Origin of the sequence: Paenibacillus sp. FSL F4-0243, assembly GCF_037963295.1 — a bacterium.
Lineage (GTDB): Bacteria > Bacillota > Bacilli > Paenibacillales > Paenibacillaceae > Paenibacillus_AQ.
In genome coordinates this window covers 6,747,073-6,767,783 of the sequence record NZ_CP150151.1, presented here as the reverse complement: position 1 = coordinate 6,767,783, position 20,711 = coordinate 6,747,073, and the positions used below count along the sequence as shown (strand labels likewise).

Genomic DNA, 20,711 nt, shown 5'->3' with positions numbered 1-20,711 from the left:
GATATCATTGCATTTTCTGTTTGTTCACATTTTATTAAATTTTAAAGTGATTCAGCGCACACTCGCTCATTTGCAGCTTCTATATGCTTTTTATAGAGGCATTATCTAATTGCAGGAGAGAGGGTATTCATATGTTAGATCAACAAACGATTGCTATTATAAAATCAACAGTTCCTGTATTACAGGTTCATGGAACAACCATTACTACGACGTTCTATGGCATGTTATTTGAAAACCATCCAGAGCTATTAAATATATTTAATCATGCCAATCAGCGGCAAGGCAGACAGCAGACAGCGCTTGCTAACGCAGTCCTAGCAGCGGCTATGAATATTGATCAACTAGGGAATATCTTACCGGTGGTAAAACAGATTGCAGAGAAGCATCGAGCACTGGGTGTATTACCTGAGCATTATCCGATCGTGGGTGAGACGTTGTTAGCTGCGATTGGACAAGTACTTGGCGATGCGGCAACACCGGAAATTATAGATGCATGGGCCAAAGCCTATGGTGTAATCGCAGATGCTTTCATTGGTGTGGAAGCAGAAAAGTATCGTGAAGCTGCGGAAGCTCCGGGGGGCTGGAGTGGATTCAGAAACTTTGTGGTCACTCGGAAGGTTAGTGAAAGTGAGCTTATTACTTCCTTTTACCTGTCTCCTGAGGATGGAGGGGCGATCTCTTCTTATTTCCCGGGTCAGTACATCACGGTTCGTATTCAGCCCGAGGGGGAAGAATATTCCCATATTCGCCACTACAGTTTGTCCAGTGCTCCGGGACAGGCGTATTACCGTATCACTGTTAAACGGGAAGGTGAAGGGATAGATAGACCTGCGGGCGTCGTATCCACTTATCTGCATGATTTCGTCCAAGTGGGCTCTATATTAGAAGTGGGCTCTCCAGCGGGCGATTTCGTACTGGATCAGCGTAGTGACACTCCGGTGGTTCTAATCAGTGGGGGTGTGGGCTTAACCCCAATGGTAAGTATGCTGGAGACAATAATTGCTGCACAGCCAGAACGCGAGGTAACTTATATTCATGCAGCCATCAATGGAAGTTTGCATGCTATGAAAGATAGGGTGGCAGATTTAGCACAATCTCATTCTTCTCTTCGGTCCTATGTATGTTATGAATCTCCAGGAGAAGGCGACAAGTACAATAGATCTGGTTATATTGATCTTTCTTGGCTTCAAGAAATAGCAGATGTGAACTCTGAATTCTATTTCTGTGGGCCGACCCCATTTATGAAGGTCATATATAAGGCGCTCAAGGAATGGCGGGTACCTGATGACAGAATTCATTTTGAATTTTTTGGACCTGCCGGCAGTTTAGAAGAATAATATAGATAACAAAAAGCGCCTTAGCCGATTGGCTGAAGCGCTTTTTGTTTTGCGTTAGTGTTTATTTGAAAGAAGCAAATGGATCGGTGCCTTTAGGCAGTATTGAGCTGAAATTAAAGGTGTAGGTAGGAATTCCAGCTGCATAAGGTGCGATTTCATATTGTTGATAGAAGATAGCTAAGCCACTTTCACTGACGTAGAAGGCTGGTTTATCTGTGAGTCCACCAGTTGACTCCGGAAAAGCAATATCCTTGGTGCTTTCCTTCAACATTTTATCTAGTTTTTGTTTGTAGTTTGGTTCTGCCTTTAGCAGGTCTTTAAGCTCTATCTTCTTACCATCCTTCAGCGAGAAGGTGTGTCCCTCGCGCATGGTACCGCCGTGTGCTCCACCGCTGTAACCATATTGATCGACTACAATACTAAGTACGCCTTCACGGTTAAAGGTGACAACATAAGTTTGAGAGTAGTCATATTTATTCTCTATTGTACCATCTCTGCGGCTAGCCTCTTTTTCGCTTTCTGATGCGAACAGTTCAGCCTCTTTTTTGAAGGAAGCATTAATCGTGTTTTGTACTTCATCCGCCAGACCGCTGATCTTTGGATATTGTACTTTAATACTAGCATTCTTATTGCTCTTGTCTAAGGTAACAGAGGTGATCTTGATGTCATTCATCACCTTTTTGCTAAGTTCAAGCGATTTCTGGGCTGGATTATATACGCCTTGAACACCTAAATAATCATTTAACAGTTTGAAAGGAACATATAAGCGGTCGTTGATCATCTTCACTTCATGATTTCCGGTCATGCTATAAATGTAATATCCGTTCAAATCGGTACTGACGCCATAGTCAGAGACCTCCATGTTAAGCTTCACCGAGTCACTACTTACACTGTAAGTCTTTGTGGTTGAATTGTATTGAATAGCAAGGCCGAAGGCATCACGCAATACAGTTAAAGGGATCATCGTATTTCCGTCTACGATTTTTCCTTGCTGCGTTAAGACTTGGCCTTTATATTTAAGCACCACAGAAGGCTGCTGAACGGCTTGTGTGACTGTTTTTGTACCAGTGGTTGCAGCTAGAACAGAATTCCCTCCGATGAGTCCAGTACCTCCAAGTAATACTCCAGCTGCTAATACAGCAGACGTCCATTTCACAGTTTTGTTCATGATTTAATTTCTCCTCTCCAATGATGGGCTTATGTAGTTCATTATGATTTTTGATGTTATCTATCACTCCTACAATTATACCTAGGCCCCAAATAGATTTGATTACAAACACGGTTACAGTGTTGTTGCATAGACGTGCAAAAGGTATATACTTTTTAACCATTTATTAATTTTTGACACAATCATGAGGACTTTAAAGTAATTACGGTAAGCTCGGGACGACAATTAAAACGTATAGGCATACGAGTCACTCCAATTCCGCGTGTGGTGTAGACCTGGAGTCGACTATCTGGGAGCTGGTATAATCCGCTTGAATATTTACTGCCATGAGGCGGGGTATACAAGGCACCTACAAATGGGAGACGCACCTGTCCTCCGTGACTATGGCCGGACAATTGCAGATCTATGGGAAGATCACTGTATTCATCGGCAAAATCAGGCTCGTGGGCAAGGAGTAGAGTACATACCTTATCAGGGATATGGCGTAGCGCCTGATGAATATCTGCTTTGCCGACCCACGGATCATCCACTCCAGCTAGATAAAGCGCCTCCGCATCTTTTTTTAAGACAATATGTTCATTATGAAGTACGTGGAATCCAGATTGCGTTAACCCTTTCGTCACAGCTTTCCTAGTGCCAAAAGCATCGTGGTTACCTAACACAGCATATTGTCCAAAGGGTGCCCGCAACTGTGAACAGATGTCCACAGCCTCAGAAATATAATCGACAGAATGATCTAGTAGATCCCCTGTGAAGCAGATCAGATCTGGACTTACATATTGAATTTGCTGTACTAACTCTGTTAAGGCTTCGGACTTCGTATACACGCCTAAGTGTAAATCACTGAAATGAACGATACGAAATCTATCGAATGCTGGAGGGAGTAGAGGAAGCTTTATATCTATATGTTTAACTTCAAGCCAGTAGGGCTCAACCCAGTGTGAATAAATGCCGGATGCACTTGCGGTTCCAAGCAGCCCGAGCGACACTTGAGCACTTTTCTTCAGAAATTGGCGTCTGCTAATAGTATTCATAAACAAATCATACGTGGGGATTGTTACTCTACTATGACAATATTCATTTAATAACCCATTGTGACGATAAAACTACATATACATTTTTTATATGGGAGATGAAGAGATGAGTATTATCGATGCCTTAGTCCTCGCAGCACCTTATTTCAAAAAGATTCACTCGCAGGATATTATGATTGGAATCACGGACAGGGAGATCTTCCATTATTACGCACCAAGTAAAGTTATTGATCTCGGATTGGTTAAGGGTAACCCTATCCCTCCTGAAGATCTGTCGCTTTCAAATGGACTGAAAGGTATAGCAAGCTCTAACCGAATCCCAGCAGAAATTTATGGAGCTCCTGTAATCTCAACATGTGTACCTATCTACGGAACGGATGATGATGTAATCGGGGTTTTTGCCATTGCCTATACACTAGAGAACGAGAATAAGCTTGAAGGATTCACAGATGAGATTAATGAGATAAGTAGTCATCTAATGGAGATGGTGCAGAGCGTAGCTGCCCAATCTCAGGAATTATCAGCTACTTCGCAGCAAATATTAGATAATACGCGTAGAGCCGTAACGGAATCACAAGAAGTGAATAAGGTTGCCGGCTTCATTCGTGAGATTTCTGAGCAGACGAACCTGCTTGGGCTGAATGCGGCAATCGAAGCCGCGCGTGTAGGAGAGCAAGGGGCAGGTTTTGGGGTGGTTGCTACTGAAGTGCGCAAACTGTCCGTTAACACTAAAGAAGCAACCCATAATATTGAAAAATCACTGAGTGATGTTCAAAAGTCCATTAAGCAAATGGAGCAAGAAATTGAAGCGATCTCTGCTTCTTCACACGCACAAGCAGAATTGGTCACTGAATTCAGCGGGGTAATTGAGCGCTTGAATAAGGCCAGCAAAGAAATGACTACTTTCATGCAATCCATCATCCAGTAGGGTGTATGCATAAAGTTACTTATCCTAAACCATGCTAGAAGAGAACAGGCGCATTTCAGAAGGGAGCGAATTTCATTTATGAAACAACCCGATTCCAGTCTGCAAGCGAACGACAATGTAACTCAAGCCAAAAATGCTTTAGGCAAGCTTCATTTCTCTGTCTCTCAGGCGCATAGTCATCCAACAGAACAGACTTTGGCACAGGCTGAGAACCGTTTGGCGCATACCGAACAGGCGGTAGAGCAAGCTCGTGCCTCGTTAGGTCCCCAAGGTGTGGAGTTGGCTGAAGAACTGCTGGCCGAGGATAAGAGCAGGCTTGCTGCATTGAAGACGCAAGGGAAACGTTCAGAACGCTAGATGTTCCTGCTACAACCCGTGAAGCGAATAAGCTTCACGGGTTGTTCTCATGTGCTATTCCCCTAAGGATGTAGCTTAGGAGTGTGGGTGGTATACTGGAACGAGAGTTCTAGCATGGCTTAGATGGAGGATAAAGGATATGAATGGCATGCACATCGAAGAGTTAACCCGGCAGGCGGAGGCTTTCATTCGGCATTGTTATGCTGAACTTGATAAGACTGAAGCTGAGATGGATCAACGCATCCAAGCCGTACGAGAAGAAATTAATCAATCCGGGAGTTACACACATACAAGGGAAGAGCTGGCTCATGGGGCGAGAATGGCTTGGCGAAATAATAGCCGCTGCATTGGCCGTCTCTTTTGGCAATCCATTGAGCTGATGGATGAACGTCTGGCAGAGACCGAGGAGGATATTGCTGAAGCTTTGCTGCGACATCTGGAAAAGGCGAATAATGGAGGACGTATTCGTCCACTTATCACGGTCTTCCGCAGCGGGGAAGCTCCTGATCGGAGAATCCGGATTTGGAACCATCAATTGATTCGTTACGCGGGATATCCTGGTGATGCTGAACATGAACGCGCTGGTGATCCGGCATCGGATGAATTTACGAAAGTGTGCCAACAACTAGGCTGGCAGGGAACAAGGGGCAATTATGATGTATTGCCGCTAGTGATCAGCATAGGTAATGGGCACCCCCATGTATTTCCTATTCCTCAACACCTCATTCAAGAGGTGCCGTTAACACATCCCGAAATTGAACGTTTTGCAGAGCTTCAACTTCGCTGGTATTCTGTGCCGATCATTTCGGACATGCAGTTGGAAATTGGCGGGATTGTATACCCCGCGGCTCCTTTTAACGGCTGGTACATGGAGACCGAAATTGGCTCACGTAACTTAGGGGATACTGGACGATATAACACTTTGCCGGCTGTAGCTGATCTGATGGGACTTGACCGCTCCAGTAACACAACGCTTTGGAAGGATCGGGTGCTTCTTGAGTTGAATCGTGCAGTACTGCATTCCTTTAAGCAAGCTGGGGTCAGTATCGTTGATCACCATACAGCAGCCGATCAATTTGTGAGATTTCAAGAGCAGGAGCAGGGACATGGACGTCAGGTTTCGGGACGCTGGTCATGGCTGATCCCCCCTATGTCTCCGTCGTCTACACCGATTTGGCATGACAGTAAACTGAAAGAATATGATTACAGCCCTCGATTCCTTTATCAGCGATCACCTGTGGCCACCTGTCCTTTTCACTAGCAATCCAATTTATGATCAAAAAAGCGCCAAGTTCCCCTCATAAGGAAACTGGCGCTTTTTAGGCTTTTAAATGCTCTAGAAAGATTTGTTTAAGAAGCTTAAGCTGCTTGTCGGAGTCTAAATCCGATTCTAGCAGGAGGATGTTCTCTTTCATCGTTAGCTTTCTGGAAAAGAGAGCAAAGCTGTTCATCAGCGTGATTAAGGTCTCTTTCACAGGGAGATCGGCGCGAATAGAACCGTCTTCTACTCCATTTTGAATGATCCTGGAGTACTCATGCCAAATCTTACGGTTTAATGCATTGAAATCCAGAACGTCCTCAACAGGCTCATTTAAGTGAGAGGCGTAGCTTTCAAAATTGACCATAAAAATAATGCTTAAATGATTTTGATCCTGAATAAAGAAATCAAATAACATCTCGATCTTTTCGAGACAGGTAAGTGGCAAGTCAGCTACATGCTTAAAGTAATCGAGCATTGGCTCTAGCATTCGGGTGGCCACCGCCACGATGAGCTTTTCTTTTCTAGGAAAATATCGAAACAGCGTCGCAATCCCTATATTTGCTTCGCTAGCGACATCCTGCATCGTCGACTTTTCAATTCCTTTTTGCGAAAATATTCGTTCTGCGGATTCGAGAATCGTATATAATCGCTGCTGTTTACCGTCGGATCGTTCTTTTTCATAGCGTGCTTTAGGATTCATGAGGGATAGACCCTTCCATTTTTTAATTAGGTTCTTTAATTATTAGTATTATATCCACCGTTTATTGGATTAAGCAAGGAGAGGTTGTAGTTATTTCGTAAAAATGATATGATGAATATCACAGTGATAGTGTGACTATCATCACTCGAATTATTATATCACAATACGATTATAGAGGAGACTTAATTATGAATCGTCTAACTAATAAAGTAGCAATTATTACAGGTGCAGGCAGCGGCATGGGTCGTGAAGAAGCCCTTTTATTGTCCAAAGAAGGTGCTACAGTTGTAGCAACTGATATTAACGAAGCTGCTGTACAAGCAGTTGTAAAAGAAATCGAAGCCAATGGTGGAAAAGCCGCAGCTTATGCACATAATGTAGCTTCCGAAGAAGACTGGATCAAAGTTGTAGAAGATGTGATTAGCAAATTTGGAAAAATCGACATCCTGGTAAATAACGCAGGGATCTCGTTCCCAGTTCAATTGCTTGAATCCACTGTTGATCAATGGAACAAAGTAATGAACATTAATGTAAGCAGCGTATTCCTTGGGATGAAACATGTTGTTCCTCAAATGAAGAACAATAAAGGTGGTTCCATCGTCAATATCTCCTCCATCGCAGGTTTGACTGGCAGCAGCGGTGCTGGCGCTTATACAGCTTCTAAAGGTGCCGTTCGTATGCTGAGTAAAGCAGCAGCTGTAGACTTTGGTAAAGATAACATTCGCGTGAACTCTGTTCACCCAGGATTTATCGAAACTCCAATGAGTGCTGAATTTGTAAATGATGAAAGAATGCATAGCTTCTTTATGTCCCAGACTGCATTGCCACGCGTTGGACGTGCTTCTGAAGTAGCTGAAGCTGTATTGTTCTTGGCTTCCGATGAAGCTTCTTACATTACAGGTGTTGAACTGCCAGTTGATGGCGGAGTCGTGGCTAAATAATAAATTTCTAAATAGGCAACACTAAGAAAGCCGTCTCATGCGTAGATGTTATCTATGCGTGGGGCGGCTTTTTTTACATTAGCAAAAGCGTCTCTTTCTATTTAAATGATAAACATTTAATGGCCCATTTCTACCGAACATTAGCCTACATCCCTGCATAACATATAGCACTTGTAAGCAGGAGAAGGGTGTGGTTCAGAGATGGGCATCCAATTAACAGCGCTCCATTATGTATATTTGGCATTCATCGTGTTCATTATGGCACTTCTGATTAAGCGGCGGGATACAACGATGATCTGTATTGCAGGTATCTTTGTATTAGGCTGGCTCGCGACAGAAACGGTTAGTGGTTCAGTCACAGGCGTATTCAACTCTTTTGTATATGCAACAAAAGAGCTAATGGGTACGATTATGATTATTTCGATCATTGTAGCCATGAGCAGAGTATTAACACGTACCGGAATAAACGAGACGATGGTTGCCCCACTTACCCGCTTTTTACGTACGCCGTTTATGGCATTTTGGGGCATTGGCTTGATTATGATGGTGACATCATGGTTCTTCTGGCCTTCGCCAGCAGTGGCCCTGATAGGGGTTGTGCTGCTGCCCGTTGCTATTCGCGTAGGATTGCCTGCACTTGGAGCAGCGATTGCGATGAATCTATTCGGTCATGGGATTGCGCTGTCGAGTGATTATATTATTCAAGGTGCACCTAAATTGACGGCAGATGCGGCAGGACTTCCGGTAAGCAGTGTCATGGAAGCGAGTATTCCGCTTGTTATAGTGATGGGTGTAGTCACTACGGTAACAGCTTATTGGATGATGCGACGAGATCAGAAGAACGGTACTTGGCGAGACGGACTTATTTCCGGGAGAAGTGCCGCGAATGCGCTAGCTGCAGACAGCGACGCGGTCGAGGGTCAAGCGGTGATTCCTCCCACACTGAAGAAATGGCTGGCGATCGTTATCCCACTCTTGTTTCTAGCTGATGTAGCAGGCATGTTTCTACTGGATTTACAGGGTGGAGATGCAACGGCCTTAGTTGGCGGGACTGCTGTATTTATCTTGGTTGTAGTTACGTTGCTCGCACATCGTAATAAGGGACTGGAGCAAGTCACCTCATATCTAATCGATGGACTTACATTTGGCTTTAAAGTATTCGGTCCAGTGATTCCAATTGCGGCATTCTTCTATCTGGGAGATTCGGCCTTTGCTGAATTGTTTGGCAAAGTCTTACCTGCTGCATCTCAGGGAATTGTTAATGATCTAGGAGTTGCTCTGGCGCATAATGTACCTCTAAATGGTGCTGTAGGTGCTGTGACCGCTACCATAACAGGGGCCATTACGGGCCTTGATGGTTCAGGGTTCTCGGGAATCTCACTTGCGGGGTCCATCGGAAAATTGTTCGCTGTTGCCACACATTCCGACGCAGCTACTTTAACTGCACTCGGTCAGGTATCTGCCATTTGGGTTGGCGGGGGAACGCTAATCCCATGGGCATTAATTCCAGCTGCCGCTATCTGCGGCGTAAGTCCATTTGAGCTCGCTAGACGCAATGTCAAACCGGTGCTGATTGGGCTGATAGTTACAACGATTGTTGCTATGTTTCTGGTGTAGACCTGGCATGAATATTGATTCAAAAAAAGGCTGCCGGGAATATCCCGACAGCCTTATATATTTATCGTATACCCTTCATGAAATTTTGAATCTTAGAAGAGAACAGGAAGAGAATTAACGCGAGCACAATGGCGACTCCGCCTATCACTCCAAAGTACAGCATTTCGGTATCCGGGGTATAGAACTTCACAATTTGAGCATTAATAGCTTGTGCAGCAGCATTGGACAAGAACCACATGCTCATCATCTGAGCGGTAAAAGCAGCTGGCGCCAGTTTGGTTGTTGCTGATAAGCCAACAGGCGACAAGCATAGTTCCCCAATGACGACGATAAAGTAGCTGAGAACCAGCCATAATGGATTCACCAGTGAATTGGTTCCACCGAAGTAAGCCGGTACCAGAATCACTAGGAAGGACAGACCGGCAAACAATAAACCAAGCGAGAACTTTTGTGGAATCGTTGGTTGGCGGTTACCGAGCTTTAACCAAAGCCATGCAAATGCAGGTGCAAGGGCGATAATAAATAGCGGGTTAAGCGATTGGAACCAAGCTGGAGAAATGTGTATGCCTGCAAAGTCCAACTGGGTACGCTTATCAGCAAAGCTTGCTAGAACTGTTGATGTTTGTTCCTGAATCGCCCAGAACATAATCGAAGCAATAAATAAAGGGATGTACGCGAGAATCCGTGATCGCTCTACAGCTGTTGTTTTGGGACTGCGGTACATCACGATGAAGTACATTGTAGGAATAAGTAACCCTAACACCCCTACGATTTTAATGAATGTCTCAAAGGTGAGTACTCCAGTAAGAATGCCGACCGTAACTAATACAGCAAGCACAACTAGTCCAATGCCAATCCAAGTAAATAATTTTTTCTTTTGTTCGGCTGGAATCGGGTTGCGTACAATCGTACCTGCCAGACCTAGATTTTTGGTGCGAGTCACTAAGTAAACAACTAATCCAATAAACATGCCCACCGCGGCAATCGAGAAACCGAGATGGAAATTATTCATACCTACAGCGCCTACAATCAGTGGAGAGATGAATCCGCCGAGATTAATACCCATATAAAAAATGCTGAAAGCAGCGTCGCGGCGGTTATCTTGTTCGCTGTAGATTTCGCCTACAATACTTGATACATTGGGCTTAAGAAGTCCGGTTCCAAGCACGATCATAATCATCGAAGCAAAGAATAGTGTGGCATTCCCCGGTATGGCCAATAAAATATGTCCAAACATAATTAAAACGCCGCCGTAAAAGACTGCCTTCGAAGTCCCGAAAATTCGATCCGCAAGCCATCCACCTATAATTCCAGACATATATACGAGTGATCCATAGATAGACATAATCGAAAGGGCCATATCCTCTGGAAATCCGAGCCCGCCTTTGCTTACTTCATAATACATGTAGTAAACAAGGATCGCTCTCATGCCATAATAGGAAAAACGTTCCCAAAATTCAGTAAAGAAGAGTGTGAATAGTCCCTTAGGATGTCCGAAAAATCCGGTTTGCGGGACACTATCTACAATTTTTTGCCTGTCTGTTGCTGACATGAATCAAATCCTCCTAGATGCTAATTGCTCTTTTCATGAAGTTAACACAACTCTACACTACCTTAATATTTATAATACCCTCATGAGGAAAATCACAACCCTTTGGCGAGAAGGTTCTGAATAACGTCATATTTTTTAGTAATATTTCCAGTGGAAATAGGGAAATAACTTTTACTGTATTTTCTGTACGGATGAAAGTTGTAAAAATTATAGTTGATTTTAAGTTGCATTATTTAGGAGATGAGCATATACTCTAATCAAGAAAGTGATTGATCAATAACCTAATGGATTAGGTTGTGTAAGGAGATTATGATGACAACAGAATCTAGTTCCGGTCGCAAGAAAGCGGATGAATCGGTTTCCGTAAACCGCCGAGAACAAATCTTGGAGGCAGCGGTTGTTGTATTCGCCGAGAATGGCTACTACCGAGCTACGACAGCACAGGTTGCGGAAAAGGTAGGTATTTCTCAGCCCTATGTGTTTAAGGTGTTCAAGAATAAAGAAGAATTGTTTGTTGCTTCCTTAGAGCGGGCTTTTGAACGGATTATTCGTTCGTTTCAAGGAGTAGAGGGCACAGCAGATCAAGTGTTAAAGGAAAGCATTAAAGTATACGAGTTGTTGATGGAGACACATCCGAATGAGATTATTTTGCAAGTTCAGGGGTTAGGGATTCGCGATGAAGTCATCCGTGAAACGATGCAAAAAGGAATGCTTGAGATCACCAACCTTGTGCACGAGAAGTTTGTCGCCGCTGGGATCGAGCAGCCTGAAGTAGAGGTAAGTACCTTTATGGCCAATGGTATGCTCTGTAATATTTCTTTGGCTCTTGGAATGCCAGAGTTGAAGCCGAAACACCGGAAAGAGTAGTAGAGATGAAATTCATTCTAACATCTAAGAGCTCAGGCTCTTAGATTTATGATCGTTAGTTAGTGATTAATCAATAACAATAATAGGAGGGATCATTTATGTTAACAAAAGCGCTTGTGCTTGGTGCAACCGGGGGAACAGGGACAGTAATTATCGCTGAATTATTAAAGAGAGGGATAGAAACGGTGGCCTTTGGGCGATCGATTCCAAAGTTGGAGAAGCTTGCAACGAAGCTGGGTAATCCCGCCGCTCTTAAGCTAATAGCAGGGGACGTATTTAATGCGAAGGACGTATTATCAGCTGCACAGGATGTGGATGTTATTTTTCATAGTGCATCTGTTCCGTATAATGAAATGAGCACACGACTGTTACCTATGGGAGAGGCGGTCATGGAGGCGGCTAATAAGCTGGGGATAAAGGTTGTCGCAGTGGATGGCATTTATCCTTATGGAAGAAGACAGAATGACAAGCCGATCAACGAGGAATATCCGAAGAATCCGCATACAAAAAAAGGTAAAGTGAAACTTGAGTTTGAACAAATGTTTTTTAGCCAGCGTTGGAGTAAAGCACAGCGGCTCATTGTCCGTTTACCGGATTATTATGGGCCTACTGCCAATGAGGCTTCCTATTTAGGATCGACTCTGGAGTCCATCGCTGCAGGTAAACCTGCAGTGTTCATCGGAAATATGACCGTTGCCCGTGAGTATGTGTATTTGCCGGATGCCGCTGTCATGATTATTGAGCTCGCTAGTAGAGATGAAGCTTATGGTCAGAATTGGAACATTCCCGGGGCAGGCACAATCTCAGGACGAGATATCGTTAGAATAGCGCAAGCAGCAAGCGGCTCCAAGAAGCCCGTTATCTCATTAGGAAAGACTGGACTATCGCTGCTCGGTATATTCGTTCCAGTCATGAAAGAGATCGTTGAAATGCTGTATTTAACCAAAGAGCCTGTGGTCCTAAGCGGTGGTAAATACGAGCGTGTTGTGGGTCCAATTCCCGCTACTCCTTTTGAGCAAGGGATAACAGAGACTGTTCAAGTTCTAATGAGTCGTCAGTCCAAGGCAGAATAAAGAGCCAGGCTCATTGTGAAAGATAGAATAAAAGGCTAACTTATGATACTATTTACTCCTATATAGAAAGAGGACGTGAGCTAAATGATCAACATAACTATGCCCAATGTGGATGTTAGTATTACTAAACAAATCAACCCGCAGTTAAGCAATATCTACGGATTCACTGATTTCCATCTGATTCCTAGAGATTACGGCGGTATCTTTATGTTCTACAATGACCAAGATGAGTTGTTGTTTGTAGGTAAAGCGAGAAAGCTAAGACCCAGAATCAAAAAACATTTTGAAGATACCGTATCTGATATTAAGCTGCATAGGGACGAGGTCACCAGAATTGATGTAAGTTTAATCGAGAGCCCCGTTCATAGAGAGATCTACGAAACGTATATCATTAATGAATTGAAGTCTAAATACAATGTAGATAAAGTGATGTTCAGATAAGTTTAAGGAAGAGGCGCCGTCTAATGACGGTGCTTTTTTTTATGTAAAGGAAGATAGGAATGAAATAAGAGCATCGGTACACACTATACAAGATTGATAATAGATGCTTAAAAGGAGATAGGTCATATTGAAGCCTAAGTTTTTGATTGCGAAGTTAGTTTTTTTGTGTATGTTCCTTGTTGTTAGTGTAATGCCTGTAACTGCCGATGCTGCAGCCAAAGAGAAAAAGAGTTCACACAAGCAATGCTTTACGCCCTCTGTAATAGAGCTTAAGGATAATCTCAGGAAACTATGGAGCGATCATGTGATATGGACGAAAAACTACATAGTTAGCGCCTTTGCGAATTCCGAGGACAAAGAGAAGGTACTGGCAAGGTTGCTACAGAATCAGCAGGAGATAGGGAATGTTTATAAGCCGTATTACGGTGAGGCAGTAGGTGATAAGCTAGCTCAATTATTGCGGGAGCATATCCTTATTGCCGGAAAAGTAGTTGCTGCTGCACTAGCAGGAAATCAGGCGGATTTAGAAAAATATAATAAAGAGTGGTATGACAACGCTGACGACATTGCTAAGTTCCTTAGCGCACAGAATCCCAAATATTCGTATGAACAATTGAAAGAGATGCTTCATGAACATTTGGAGCTAATAACAGATGATGTGACAGCTAGAGCTAAAAAGGATTGGGATGCCGAGATCGTCGCTTTCGATAAAGGACTCGAGCATATGATTATGTTTGGAGATATACTAACCGAGGGTATTGTTAAACAATTCCCCGATAAATTTAATTAAAACCAGAGCACCCGCAAGGGTGCTTTTTTCTTGTTATTGGCAAGAATTTAGGTCTTTTGATCCAATTCAAAAAGTTAGATATAAAGGCTCACTTACAGACAACACAAGTAAACTATAATAGACTCGTGGGCACTCGACATTTTTTGACATTTTTTTATAATTGAGGTGATAAGATCAATGATTTCTCCCTTTTTTAAAAAGAAAGATTCAGTGGATAAGCAGTCCAAACCGGGTATGGTTCAAAAGGTGCAATTATCAGAAGAGCAGGGCGAGGAAGTAGAGGAACAGATTGCTGGCGAGACTTTAGCAGGAGTGGTTACTACAGGGAAAGCGCCGCTTGATAAAAAATCACTCGATTTGATCTTCTCCGTGGAGCAGATCATTCAGGCCAGACAGCATGCTGAGACGAATATTAATGAACTTCAGGATCGGTTGACTCATTCCAGCAGCCATGTTGAACGTTTGAACCGGGACATGAAGAATCTCAATAAAGTGATTGAGGAAAGAGAGAAGAACGTTCGAGAGCTTGAGCATAAATTGATTGAGAAGAATCTGAAAGTCGATCAAGTGCTGGAAGATTATCGGGAGCTTCAGACTACCCTCACAGCAGAGATTGAAGAATTAAAGAGTACGATTGATCTGGAGCATCAAAAGTATGTAAATCTGATCCAAAAGCATAACGAAGCTCATGCAGAGAAGCTCAAGAAGATGAATGATCTGGAAGAGAAGCTCGGACGGATTGAAACTGAGAACGCGCATTTAAGACAGAAATACGATACGATCCGCCAAGAAAAAGCATATCTCTCCGGTATGATCAGCGATTTTACAAATCGTATGACCGTTCCTTTTGGGAATGGAAGCACACTGGCGGGACGAAATGACGAAAACGGAGATACATAAGATTCATGGCAATGAATGAACCGAGCACTGTTCTAATGATTGAGTTGCTGTCGCTTGAGCATGAACAGGCCGGTTATCAGATTGAAGTAGGTTTAACCCGTGATATTGGGTATGCCAGACGCATGCTAAACATAGACGAATTTACATATGAACAACTAAACGCGCTGGCTCCCTTTTTCGGGGAAAGAATGAGATTGTCATTGTATCCGAAGTGGGATCCATTTCGTAATAGTTATTACAGCACACTGATTATTATGAACCAAACCTTCAGCGAAACTATGTATTTTGCCTGCTCTGAATATTATGTGTCTCAGCTTCTTCAATTAAAGCAAGTGAACGATCCCCATGTACAGGAAGAGATTACTGTTGAAACTACGCCACCCTCTATACCTCCAGCACGCGGGCTAAGAAAGAAGAGCAAAAAACGGGTTGGAAGACTTAGGCTGCAGAGTATCATGTTCGCTTGTTTAGTAGTTGTATTGTTGTCTCTTCGAATGGGTGGTCATGTTATGGACCGTGCAGAAGGATTGGAAGGTCCCTCACTAGGCGCCAGCGCTGAGGGGATCGAGAAAATAGTCTCTCTACCGTTCATTCCTCCTATTGGTAAAATAGAAACGACCCCTAGCCAGCAAGAGGAGTCTGAGCCTACGCCAGAACCTTCTAAACCTACACCAGAACCTACAGAGCCTCCTCAAGAACAAACACAGCGGTATGAGGAGATTAAATTAACCGGGAATAAATACACCTATAGCCTGCCGAAGGGTTACGTGGCCTTGTCATTTGATGATGGTCCGTCGAAGTATACGAAAGAAATCGTAGATATTCTAGTAGAACATGAGGTGGCAGCCACCTTTTTATTTGTTGGGAATAAGGTCGCTCATAATGTGGAAGCGGTTATGTATGCGAATGAACATCAGATGTCGATTGGAAGTCATTCGTGGGATCATAGCAAGATGACCGACAATGGGGCTAACCAGAATCAGAATAATTTGGCGAAGGCTAACCAGGCATTGGAGCAAATCATTCAATCGCCGATTACTGTTTTTCGGCCGCCATATGGTGCGATTAATGATAAGTTAGCAGCCAAAGTGACAGAACAGCAGATGAAAGTATTGTTATGGAATCGTGATTCCGAGGATTGGAGACGCAAGACCCCAGAAGACGTCATTCAATTTGTTCATCATACTGATCCGTCCGGTGCTGTATATCTTTTTCACGAAAAGAAGATTACCGTAGAGGCATTGCCTGCTATCATTCAGTATCTAAAAGGGAAAAACATGAAATTCGTCATTTTTAAATAACATCAATGATCCATGATTGGGTCTTATCTTAGAATAAGAGTAGCTGTTACAGGGTTATGATCGCTGTGTTCAAAAGATAGGTCATGGCCCTGTACGCCACTTATTGTGATATTCGGTGAAACTAGGAAGCCATCAATTACAGCACGGAAATTCACACCTTCTGAATAAGCTATATCAAGTGTCCGGACGGACGGCACTTTAGCATCAACAGCCCATTGAAAGCCCTCCGGTTTGAAATCTTCAGGGAACTGCTGTAGCCATTCTGGCCAAGCTTGTGTAGTCTCAAAGGCCTCAGGGGTTGTGCCCGGTAAAGAATGATTCCAGTCTCCGCCTAAGATGAGGTAATTGCCTTTATCATTCTCTCTCTGAATATAAGTAGAAAGATATTCTAATTGCTGCTTGCGAATCGTTCCCCCTTGGTCAAAGGCTGATAAATGAAGGTTGATCAGGATCAGTTCTTTCCCGTTATCGACGGGGAATCTGCTCTCCAAAAAGGCGCGGTCAAGTTCAAACAGTTGACGAGGCCAGCTTTCTTTTCCCGGAAGATCATATCTAACGTTACTTGTGCTACTGAATTTAGATAAGGTTAATAAACCGCTATTTACTGAGCCCATCGGATCAAGAACGGGAATCGGTACCCAAGGCACCTTGTAGTTCGTCGCGAATACGTTGCTGTAATCAGAGAAGGTATTCGATAACAAGGAGACCTCATCTATATGGTTGCTACGAGAAGAATCGAGATCTACCTCCTGCAACATAAATAAATCTGATCCTGAAGTGGTCATTAGAGAGGCTATTGCCTCAAGATTTGTCCTCGATTGTTCCTCGCTGCTTGAACGTGATTTGGTCCCGCCATCCATAAAGAAATCCTGATCCTTATCCAGCCCAGCATAACCAATATTAAAGGTTGTTATTGCAAAAGGTTCTCCCTGCTTCATCATTTGTTCCTGATTATGGTTTACCGTTAGTGGAGTAGTCTCCTTCGGCTTATAATCGGTAATGGTAATATACAGTAAAAAGCCACCAAAGATTAGAACGGCAGCTAGAAGGGCAAAACCGATGATTTTTATTGTGGTTGAGCTCATTTGATTCGATCTCTCCTCAGATGTAATTTCATAGAACGGACTTCTAATGGTGTAAACTTCGACGCTTCGCTACAACTCCCCTTGTTTAAATAAAAAAAATTTGAGACAATGAGTAGTGATGGACTGAACTTTAATGTTTTGAAAAGAGGATAACGAATGAATATGGAATCCATTTATGGATTAACTTTTGATCAACTGGCGGCATGGCTGTTAGAACGTGGACATAAAAAATTTCGAGCTACGCAGGTCTGGGATTGGCTTTATCGGAAGCGGATTACAGAATTCTCAGAAATGCTCGATGTAAATAAAGATTGTGTAGAATTATTGGAGCAGCACTATGTGATCCATACGTTGGAAGAACATGTGAAGCAGGAGTCTGCGGATGGGACGATCAAGTTCCTATTCCGTTTGAAGGATGGCAACCTGATCGAGACGGTGCTTATGAGACAGAAATACGGTTTGTCCGTATGTGTCACTACTCAGGTTGGATGTAATATCGGCTGCAGCTTTTGCGCTAGTGGACTGTTAGCGAAGAGTCGTGATCTTTCCAGCGGTGAGATTGTAGAGCAGATTATGAAGGTTCAGCAGCATTTGGATGCAGCAAACCTCGAACAAAAGGTTAGTCACGTTGTAGTCATGGGAATTGGCGAACCGTTCGACAACTTCAAGAACCTGCTCAATTTCTTATCGATTATTAAGGACCACAAAGGATTAGCCATCGCAGGAAGAGGTATTACTGTATCGACGAGTGGGCTTGCTAACAAAATCGTTGAATTTGCCGATGCGAATACACAGGTGAACTTGGCAGTATCGCTTCACGCGCCTAATAATGAGCTGCGGACGAAGATTATGAAGATTAACAAGGCCATTCCAATTGAGAAGCTAATGGAGTCCATAGATTATTATTTGGAAAAAACAAATCGCAGAATTACGTTAGAATACATTCTGATGAAGGATGTAAATGACGGCAAGGAGCATGCGCTTGAGCTGACCGAGCTAATCGGCGACCGGCGCCAGCTCGTCAATGTGAACTTGATTCCTTATAATCCAGTCGATGAGCACAGTCAATATCAAAGAAGCGAGCGGGAGACCGTACGAGCCTTTTTTGATACCTTGAAGAAGCAGGGCGTCAGCGTAAGCACTCGTCTGGAGCATGGTGTAGATATTGATGCTGCTTGCGGACAATTGCGAAGCAAGCAGATCAAGAAGTCGAAAGCTATGGCTTAAGGGACGGGCGACCCCTTCATGCAGCTTTTTGTGATACAATGACGTGGCAGGTATTAGGAAAAGAGGTTGATTGAGCAATGTTGACATTTACAAGCTACAACGTGGAGAATGTTAAAGATCCTTTTGGTATACTAACCGGTAAACGGTATGAATTCGTGGTTCAACTGGATGTTCCAGAAGATGATGAGCTCTATTTAGAGAACGGAGTATCCGCTAGAGCGATTATTAAAGTGGATGAAGATCAAGTTAGCATCGTGAGTTATGATCTACAGGAGACAACAACAGGTCAGTTGCTTGACTTTGATATGGAAGAGGACGAGGAAGCAGCATTACTCCTTTTCTGTAAAGAGCATTTGCCAGAATAATGATGCAGCATTGACATCCTTGCCCAATGTTCAATTGTGGCAGGGATTTTTATATTTCTCGCTTAAACGCTTACCGTCCTTACAAGGACGCCGAAGGCGTTTATGCTTGTCGCATGAATGTGAAATATAGGTTAAAATATTAAAAAGCATCCAAAATAGGAGTTGTATACATGTCTAATGAAGAAGTGTTCTTGACCAAAGAAGGATTGGCTCAATTAGAGGAAGAACTGAAGGAATTGAAGGGCCCTGGGCGCAAGGAATTGGCAGCACGGCTCAAATTGGCAATCAGCTATGGAGACTTGAAGGAAAATAGCGAGTACCATTCGGCCAAGGACGACCAATCGTTCATGGAGACTCGTATTATGATTTTGGAGAAAATGCTGACCAAAGCCAAGATCGTAGATGAGAGTCAGATGGATCTGTCAAAGGTTAGTATGGGTTGTATCGTTACCCTGAACGATATCGAATACTCCGAGAAGATTGAATATAGAATTGTAGGGGCTGCTGAAGCAGATGTCCTAAACAACAAGATTTCCTATGAAAGTCCGCTGGGCAAGGAATTGCTGGGTAAAAAAGTCGGGGATATCGTTAGTGTAAACGCACCAATGGGTATCATCAAATATGAATTGCTTGAAATCAAAATGATGTAACACATGATAAAAAGGTCTCAACCCCGTTATAGGGGTTGAGACCTTTTTTAATTATAGGTAATGGCTATTGTGTATATTGATTTCATATCTTAGACGTCTTGCTCTGTTGCGCTTATAGTTTAGAGTAACTTAGAGCAGAGGAGTACTGTTCATGATCCAGAGCGTGTTATCAACGTTGTATCAAGTCATCGTGCCATTATCCATTCCGGTGATCGTCGGTGCACTGCTTGGACGGTTTAAGAATCTGGATACCAAGCCGTTATTGACGCTCTATTTATACTTTTTAACGCCGGCTATTATTCTTAATACACTGGCTACGGCCGAGATTTCTATGGATGATATTTACAAGACTCTCGCTTTTTCGCTGCTAAATCTGTGCTTTTTATGGGCGATTGCAAATATCATCGGAAAGTTATTGAAGCTCGGCCCCTCTGAAATATCGGGATTGACTCTGGTCTCGACATTTACGAATAGTGTGAATTATGGACTTCCCTTGGTGTTGCTGGCTTTCGGACAGCTTGGGCTCGATAAGGCTTCTGTGTATGTGATTGGGCAGATGATTATCGTGAATACTGTGGGCGTTTATTTTGCGGCTAGATCGCAGTTCTCGGTGAAAAATGCGGTAAAGTCCGTGTTCTCTCTCCCTGCCATCTATGCAGCTATGCTAGCACTTTTTCTTAGAATATTTGACCTGCATTTACCTTCTGAGCTTGCTACAGGGGTCTCCATGGTTGCCGGAGGTTATTCACCAGTCGTACTGGCGATTCTGGGTGCACAGATGGTCAAAGTACGAACCATGTCATCTGAACGTAAGGGTCAGTCTACTTTTTGGACAGGGATGATCATTCGATTAATCTTAGCTCCACTAGTGGCCTACCTCGGATTATCTATTCTGCATATTGATGGTATTTTATTCTCTGTGCTGCTGATTCTGGCCTCCATGCCAGTTGCCGTCAACGCGGTGGTATTAGCGGAGCGATTTGACGCCTCTCCAGAGCTGGTATCCAAATGTATTTTATGGACGACGCTTGCTTCCTTTGTTGTGTTGCCGATCCTTATTGTGCTAGTGCAAGGTGCGTAAAGACAAAAAGACCCCTCTTTCATTTCTGAAAGATAG

General features: G+C 43.3%; 21 protein-coding genes. 16 read left to right on the top strand and 5 right to left on the bottom strand.

Annotated features, from left to right (window positions below; translation table 11 throughout):
- Nucleotides 1–131 precede the first annotated feature (131 nt).
- On the top strand, nucleotides 132–1,337 hold the full coding sequence (hmpA, locus tag NSS87_RS29965; RefSeq protein ID WP_339243975.1) for an NO-inducible flavohemoprotein: 1,206 nt from the start codon (nucleotides 132–134) through the stop codon (nucleotides 1,335–1,337).
- Between the two features lie 61 nt (nucleotides 1,338–1,398).
- Here hmpA and NSS87_RS29960 read toward each other — a convergent pair whose 3' ends face one another.
- Nucleotides 1,399–2,505: a DUF4163 domain-containing protein gene (locus tag NSS87_RS29960; protein ID WP_339243974.1), complete on the bottom strand. Its 1,107-nt coding sequence runs from the start codon at nucleotides 2,503–2,505 to the stop codon at nucleotides 1,399–1,401.
- A 182-nt stretch (nucleotides 2,506–2,687) separates the two neighbouring features.
- Entirely contained in the window at nucleotides 2,688–3,539 is an 852-nt protein-coding gene (locus NSS87_RS29955) for a metallophosphoesterase (protein WP_339243973.1), read from the bottom strand.
- A 106-nt stretch (nucleotides 3,540–3,645) separates the two neighbouring features.
- On the opposite strand from NSS87_RS29955, the gene NSS87_RS29950 reads away from it, so the two are divergent.
- The 3 genes from NSS87_RS29950 (at nucleotide 3,646) to NSS87_RS29940 (ending at nucleotide 6,085) form a co-directional block, all read left to right on the top strand.
- On the top strand, nucleotides 3,646–4,467 hold the full coding sequence (locus NSS87_RS29950) for a methyl-accepting chemotaxis protein (protein WP_076284952.1): 822 nt from the start codon (nucleotides 3,646–3,648) through the stop codon (nucleotides 4,465–4,467).
- Between the two features lie 78 nt (nucleotides 4,468–4,545).
- Entirely contained in the window at nucleotides 4,546–4,824 is a 279-nt protein-coding gene (locus NSS87_RS29945) for a hypothetical protein (RefSeq protein WP_339243972.1), read from the top strand.
- Between the two features lie 148 nt (nucleotides 4,825–4,972).
- A complete protein-coding gene (locus NSS87_RS29940) occupies nucleotides 4,973–6,085 on the top strand; it encodes a nitric oxide synthase oxygenase (RefSeq protein WP_339248702.1) in 1,113 nt (370 codons plus the stop codon).
- 58 nt (nucleotides 6,086–6,143) lie between these two features.
- On the opposite strand, the gene NSS87_RS29935 is transcribed toward NSS87_RS29940, so the two are convergent.
- Nucleotides 6,144–6,785, bottom strand: a complete 642-nt coding sequence (locus NSS87_RS29935; RefSeq protein ID WP_339243971.1) for a helix-turn-helix domain-containing protein — start codon at nucleotides 6,783–6,785, stop codon at nucleotides 6,144–6,146.
- A 188-nt stretch (nucleotides 6,786–6,973) separates the two neighbouring features.
- Here NSS87_RS29935 and NSS87_RS29930 point away from each other — a divergent pair, with 188 nt between their 5' ends.
- Nucleotides 6,974–7,726 carry an SDR family NAD(P)-dependent oxidoreductase gene (locus NSS87_RS29930; RefSeq protein ID WP_042192824.1) on the top strand — a complete coding sequence of 251 codons (753 nt, stop codon included), beginning with the start codon at nucleotides 6,974–6,976 and terminating at the stop codon, nucleotides 7,724–7,726.
- Nucleotides 7,727–7,927: 201 nt separating this feature from the next.
- A complete protein-coding gene (locus NSS87_RS29925; protein ID WP_339243970.1) occupies nucleotides 7,928–9,343 on the top strand; it encodes a hypothetical protein in 1,416 nt (471 codons plus the stop codon).
- 61 nt (nucleotides 9,344–9,404) lie between these two features.
- On the opposite strand, the gene NSS87_RS29920 is transcribed toward NSS87_RS29925, so the two are convergent.
- Nucleotides 9,405–10,895: a peptide MFS transporter gene (locus tag NSS87_RS29920; protein ID WP_339243968.1), complete on the bottom strand. Its 1,491-nt coding sequence runs from the start codon at nucleotides 10,893–10,895 to the stop codon at nucleotides 9,405–9,407.
- 309 nt (nucleotides 10,896–11,204) lie between these two features.
- On the opposite strand from NSS87_RS29920, the gene NSS87_RS29915 reads away from it, so the two are divergent.
- From NSS87_RS29915 to NSS87_RS29890, 6 genes are all read left to right on the top strand, one after another.
- Complete coding sequence (locus NSS87_RS29915; RefSeq protein WP_339243966.1) at nucleotides 11,205–11,762, top strand: TetR/AcrR family transcriptional regulator; 558 nt, start codon at nucleotides 11,205–11,207, stop codon at nucleotides 11,760–11,762.
- 98 nt (nucleotides 11,763–11,860) lie between these two features.
- Nucleotides 11,861–12,835 (top strand): NAD-dependent epimerase/dehydratase family protein, encoded by a 975-nt coding sequence (locus tag NSS87_RS29910; RefSeq protein WP_339243965.1) that lies wholly within the window; start codon nucleotides 11,861–11,863, stop codon nucleotides 12,833–12,835.
- Nucleotides 12,836–12,919: 84 nt separating this feature from the next.
- Nucleotides 12,920–13,276, top strand: coding sequence for a nucleotide excision repair endonuclease (locus tag NSS87_RS29905; protein WP_042192814.1), 357 nt, complete (start codon nucleotides 12,920–12,922; stop codon nucleotides 13,274–13,276).
- Between the two features lie 127 nt (nucleotides 13,277–13,403).
- The gene (locus NSS87_RS29900; protein WP_339243962.1) at nucleotides 13,404–14,066 is read left to right on the top strand and encodes a glycosyltransferase; all 663 of its coding nucleotides are present in this window, start codon (nucleotides 13,404–13,406) and stop codon (nucleotides 14,064–14,066) included.
- A 177-nt stretch (nucleotides 14,067–14,243) separates the two neighbouring features.
- Entirely contained in the window at nucleotides 14,244–14,966 is a 723-nt protein-coding gene (locus tag NSS87_RS29895) for a hypothetical protein (protein ID WP_042192810.1), read from the top strand.
- A 5-nt stretch (nucleotides 14,967–14,971) separates the two neighbouring features.
- A complete protein-coding gene (locus NSS87_RS29890) occupies nucleotides 14,972–16,267 on the top strand; it encodes a polysaccharide deacetylase family protein (RefSeq protein WP_339243960.1) in 1,296 nt (431 codons plus the stop codon).
- A 23-nt stretch (nucleotides 16,268–16,290) separates the two neighbouring features.
- Here NSS87_RS29890 and NSS87_RS29885 read toward each other — a convergent pair whose 3' ends face one another.
- Nucleotides 16,291–17,352: an endonuclease/exonuclease/phosphatase family protein gene (locus NSS87_RS29885; protein WP_042192806.1), complete on the bottom strand. Its 1,062-nt coding sequence runs from the start codon at nucleotides 17,350–17,352 to the stop codon at nucleotides 16,291–16,293.
- A gap of 156 nt (nucleotides 17,353–17,508) precedes the next feature.
- Between NSS87_RS29885 and rlmN the strand changes: the two genes are divergently transcribed.
- The 4 genes from rlmN to NSS87_RS29865 all read left to right on the top strand — a co-directional run bounded on the left by rlmN (nucleotide 17,509) and on the right by NSS87_RS29865 (nucleotide 20,675).
- Nucleotides 17,509–18,579 carry a 23S rRNA (adenine(2503)-C(2))-methyltransferase RlmN gene (gene rlmN / locus NSS87_RS29880; RefSeq protein ID WP_042192804.1) on the top strand — a complete coding sequence of 357 codons (1,071 nt, stop codon included), beginning with the start codon at nucleotides 17,509–17,511 and terminating at the stop codon, nucleotides 18,577–18,579.
- A 77-nt stretch (nucleotides 18,580–18,656) separates the two neighbouring features.
- Complete coding sequence (locus NSS87_RS29875) at nucleotides 18,657–18,944, top strand: DUF6509 family protein (protein ID WP_339243957.1); 288 nt, start codon at nucleotides 18,657–18,659, stop codon at nucleotides 18,942–18,944.
- Nucleotides 18,945–19,114: 170 nt separating this feature from the next.
- Nucleotides 19,115–19,594, top strand: a complete 480-nt coding sequence (gene greA / locus NSS87_RS29870; RefSeq protein ID WP_042131553.1) for a transcription elongation factor GreA — start codon at nucleotides 19,115–19,117, stop codon at nucleotides 19,592–19,594.
- Between the two features lie 151 nt (nucleotides 19,595–19,745).
- Nucleotides 19,746–20,675: an AEC family transporter gene (locus NSS87_RS29865; RefSeq protein ID WP_339243954.1), complete on the top strand. Its 930-nt coding sequence runs from the start codon at nucleotides 19,746–19,748 to the stop codon at nucleotides 20,673–20,675.
- Nucleotides 20,676–20,711: the final 36 nt, after the last annotated feature.

Bases quoted from the DNA above. Each gene is read 5' to 3' on its own strand.
- hmpA (WP_339243975.1), top strand. From the start codon at position 132: ATGTTAGATCAACAAACGATTGCTATTATAAAATCAACAGTTCCTGTA.
- NSS87_RS29960 (WP_339243974.1), bottom strand. From the start codon at position 2,505: ATGAACAAAACTGTGAAATGGACGTCTGCTGTATTAGCAGCTGGAGTA.
- NSS87_RS29955 (WP_339243973.1), bottom strand. From the start codon at position 3,539: ATGAATACTATTAGCAGACGCCAATTTCTGAAGAAAAGTGCTCAAGTG.
- NSS87_RS29950 (WP_076284952.1), top strand. From the start codon at position 3,646: ATGAGTATTATCGATGCCTTAGTCCTCGCAGCACCTTATTTCAAAAAG.
- NSS87_RS29945 (WP_339243972.1), top strand. From the start codon at position 4,546: ATGAAACAACCCGATTCCAGTCTGCAAGCGAACGACAATGTAACTCAA.
- NSS87_RS29940 (WP_339248702.1), top strand. From the start codon at position 4,973: ATGCACATCGAAGAGTTAACCCGGCAGGCGGAGGCTTTCATTCGGCAT.
- NSS87_RS29935 (WP_339243971.1), bottom strand. From the start codon at position 6,785: ATGAATCCTAAAGCACGCTATGAAAAAGAACGATCCGACGGTAAACAG.
- NSS87_RS29930 (WP_042192824.1), top strand. From the start codon at position 6,974: ATGAATCGTCTAACTAATAAAGTAGCAATTATTACAGGTGCAGGCAGC.
- NSS87_RS29925 (WP_339243970.1), top strand. From the start codon at position 7,928: ATGGGCATCCAATTAACAGCGCTCCATTATGTATATTTGGCATTCATC.
- NSS87_RS29920 (WP_339243968.1), bottom strand. From the start codon at position 10,895: ATGTCAGCAACAGACAGGCAAAAAATTGTAGATAGTGTCCCGCAAACC.
- NSS87_RS29915 (WP_339243966.1), top strand. From the start codon at position 11,205: ATGATGACAACAGAATCTAGTTCCGGTCGCAAGAAAGCGGATGAATCG.
- NSS87_RS29910 (WP_339243965.1), top strand. From the start codon at position 11,861: ATGTTAACAAAAGCGCTTGTGCTTGGTGCAACCGGGGGAACAGGGACA.
- NSS87_RS29905 (WP_042192814.1), top strand. From the start codon at position 12,920: ATGATCAACATAACTATGCCCAATGTGGATGTTAGTATTACTAAACAA.
- NSS87_RS29895 (WP_042192810.1), top strand. From the start codon at position 14,244: ATGATTTCTCCCTTTTTTAAAAAGAAAGATTCAGTGGATAAGCAGTCC.
- NSS87_RS29890 (WP_339243960.1), top strand. From the start codon at position 14,972: ATGGCAATGAATGAACCGAGCACTGTTCTAATGATTGAGTTGCTGTCG.
- NSS87_RS29885 (WP_042192806.1), bottom strand. From the start codon at position 17,352: ATGAGCTCAACCACAATAAAAATCATCGGTTTTGCCCTTCTAGCTGCC.
- rlmN (WP_042192804.1), top strand. From the start codon at position 17,509: ATGAATATGGAATCCATTTATGGATTAACTTTTGATCAACTGGCGGCA.
- NSS87_RS29875 (WP_339243957.1), top strand. From the start codon at position 18,657: ATGTTGACATTTACAAGCTACAACGTGGAGAATGTTAAAGATCCTTTT.
- greA (WP_042131553.1), top strand. From the start codon at position 19,115: ATGTCTAATGAAGAAGTGTTCTTGACCAAAGAAGGATTGGCTCAATTA.
- NSS87_RS29865 (WP_339243954.1), top strand. From the start codon at position 19,746: ATGATCCAGAGCGTGTTATCAACGTTGTATCAAGTCATCGTGCCATTA.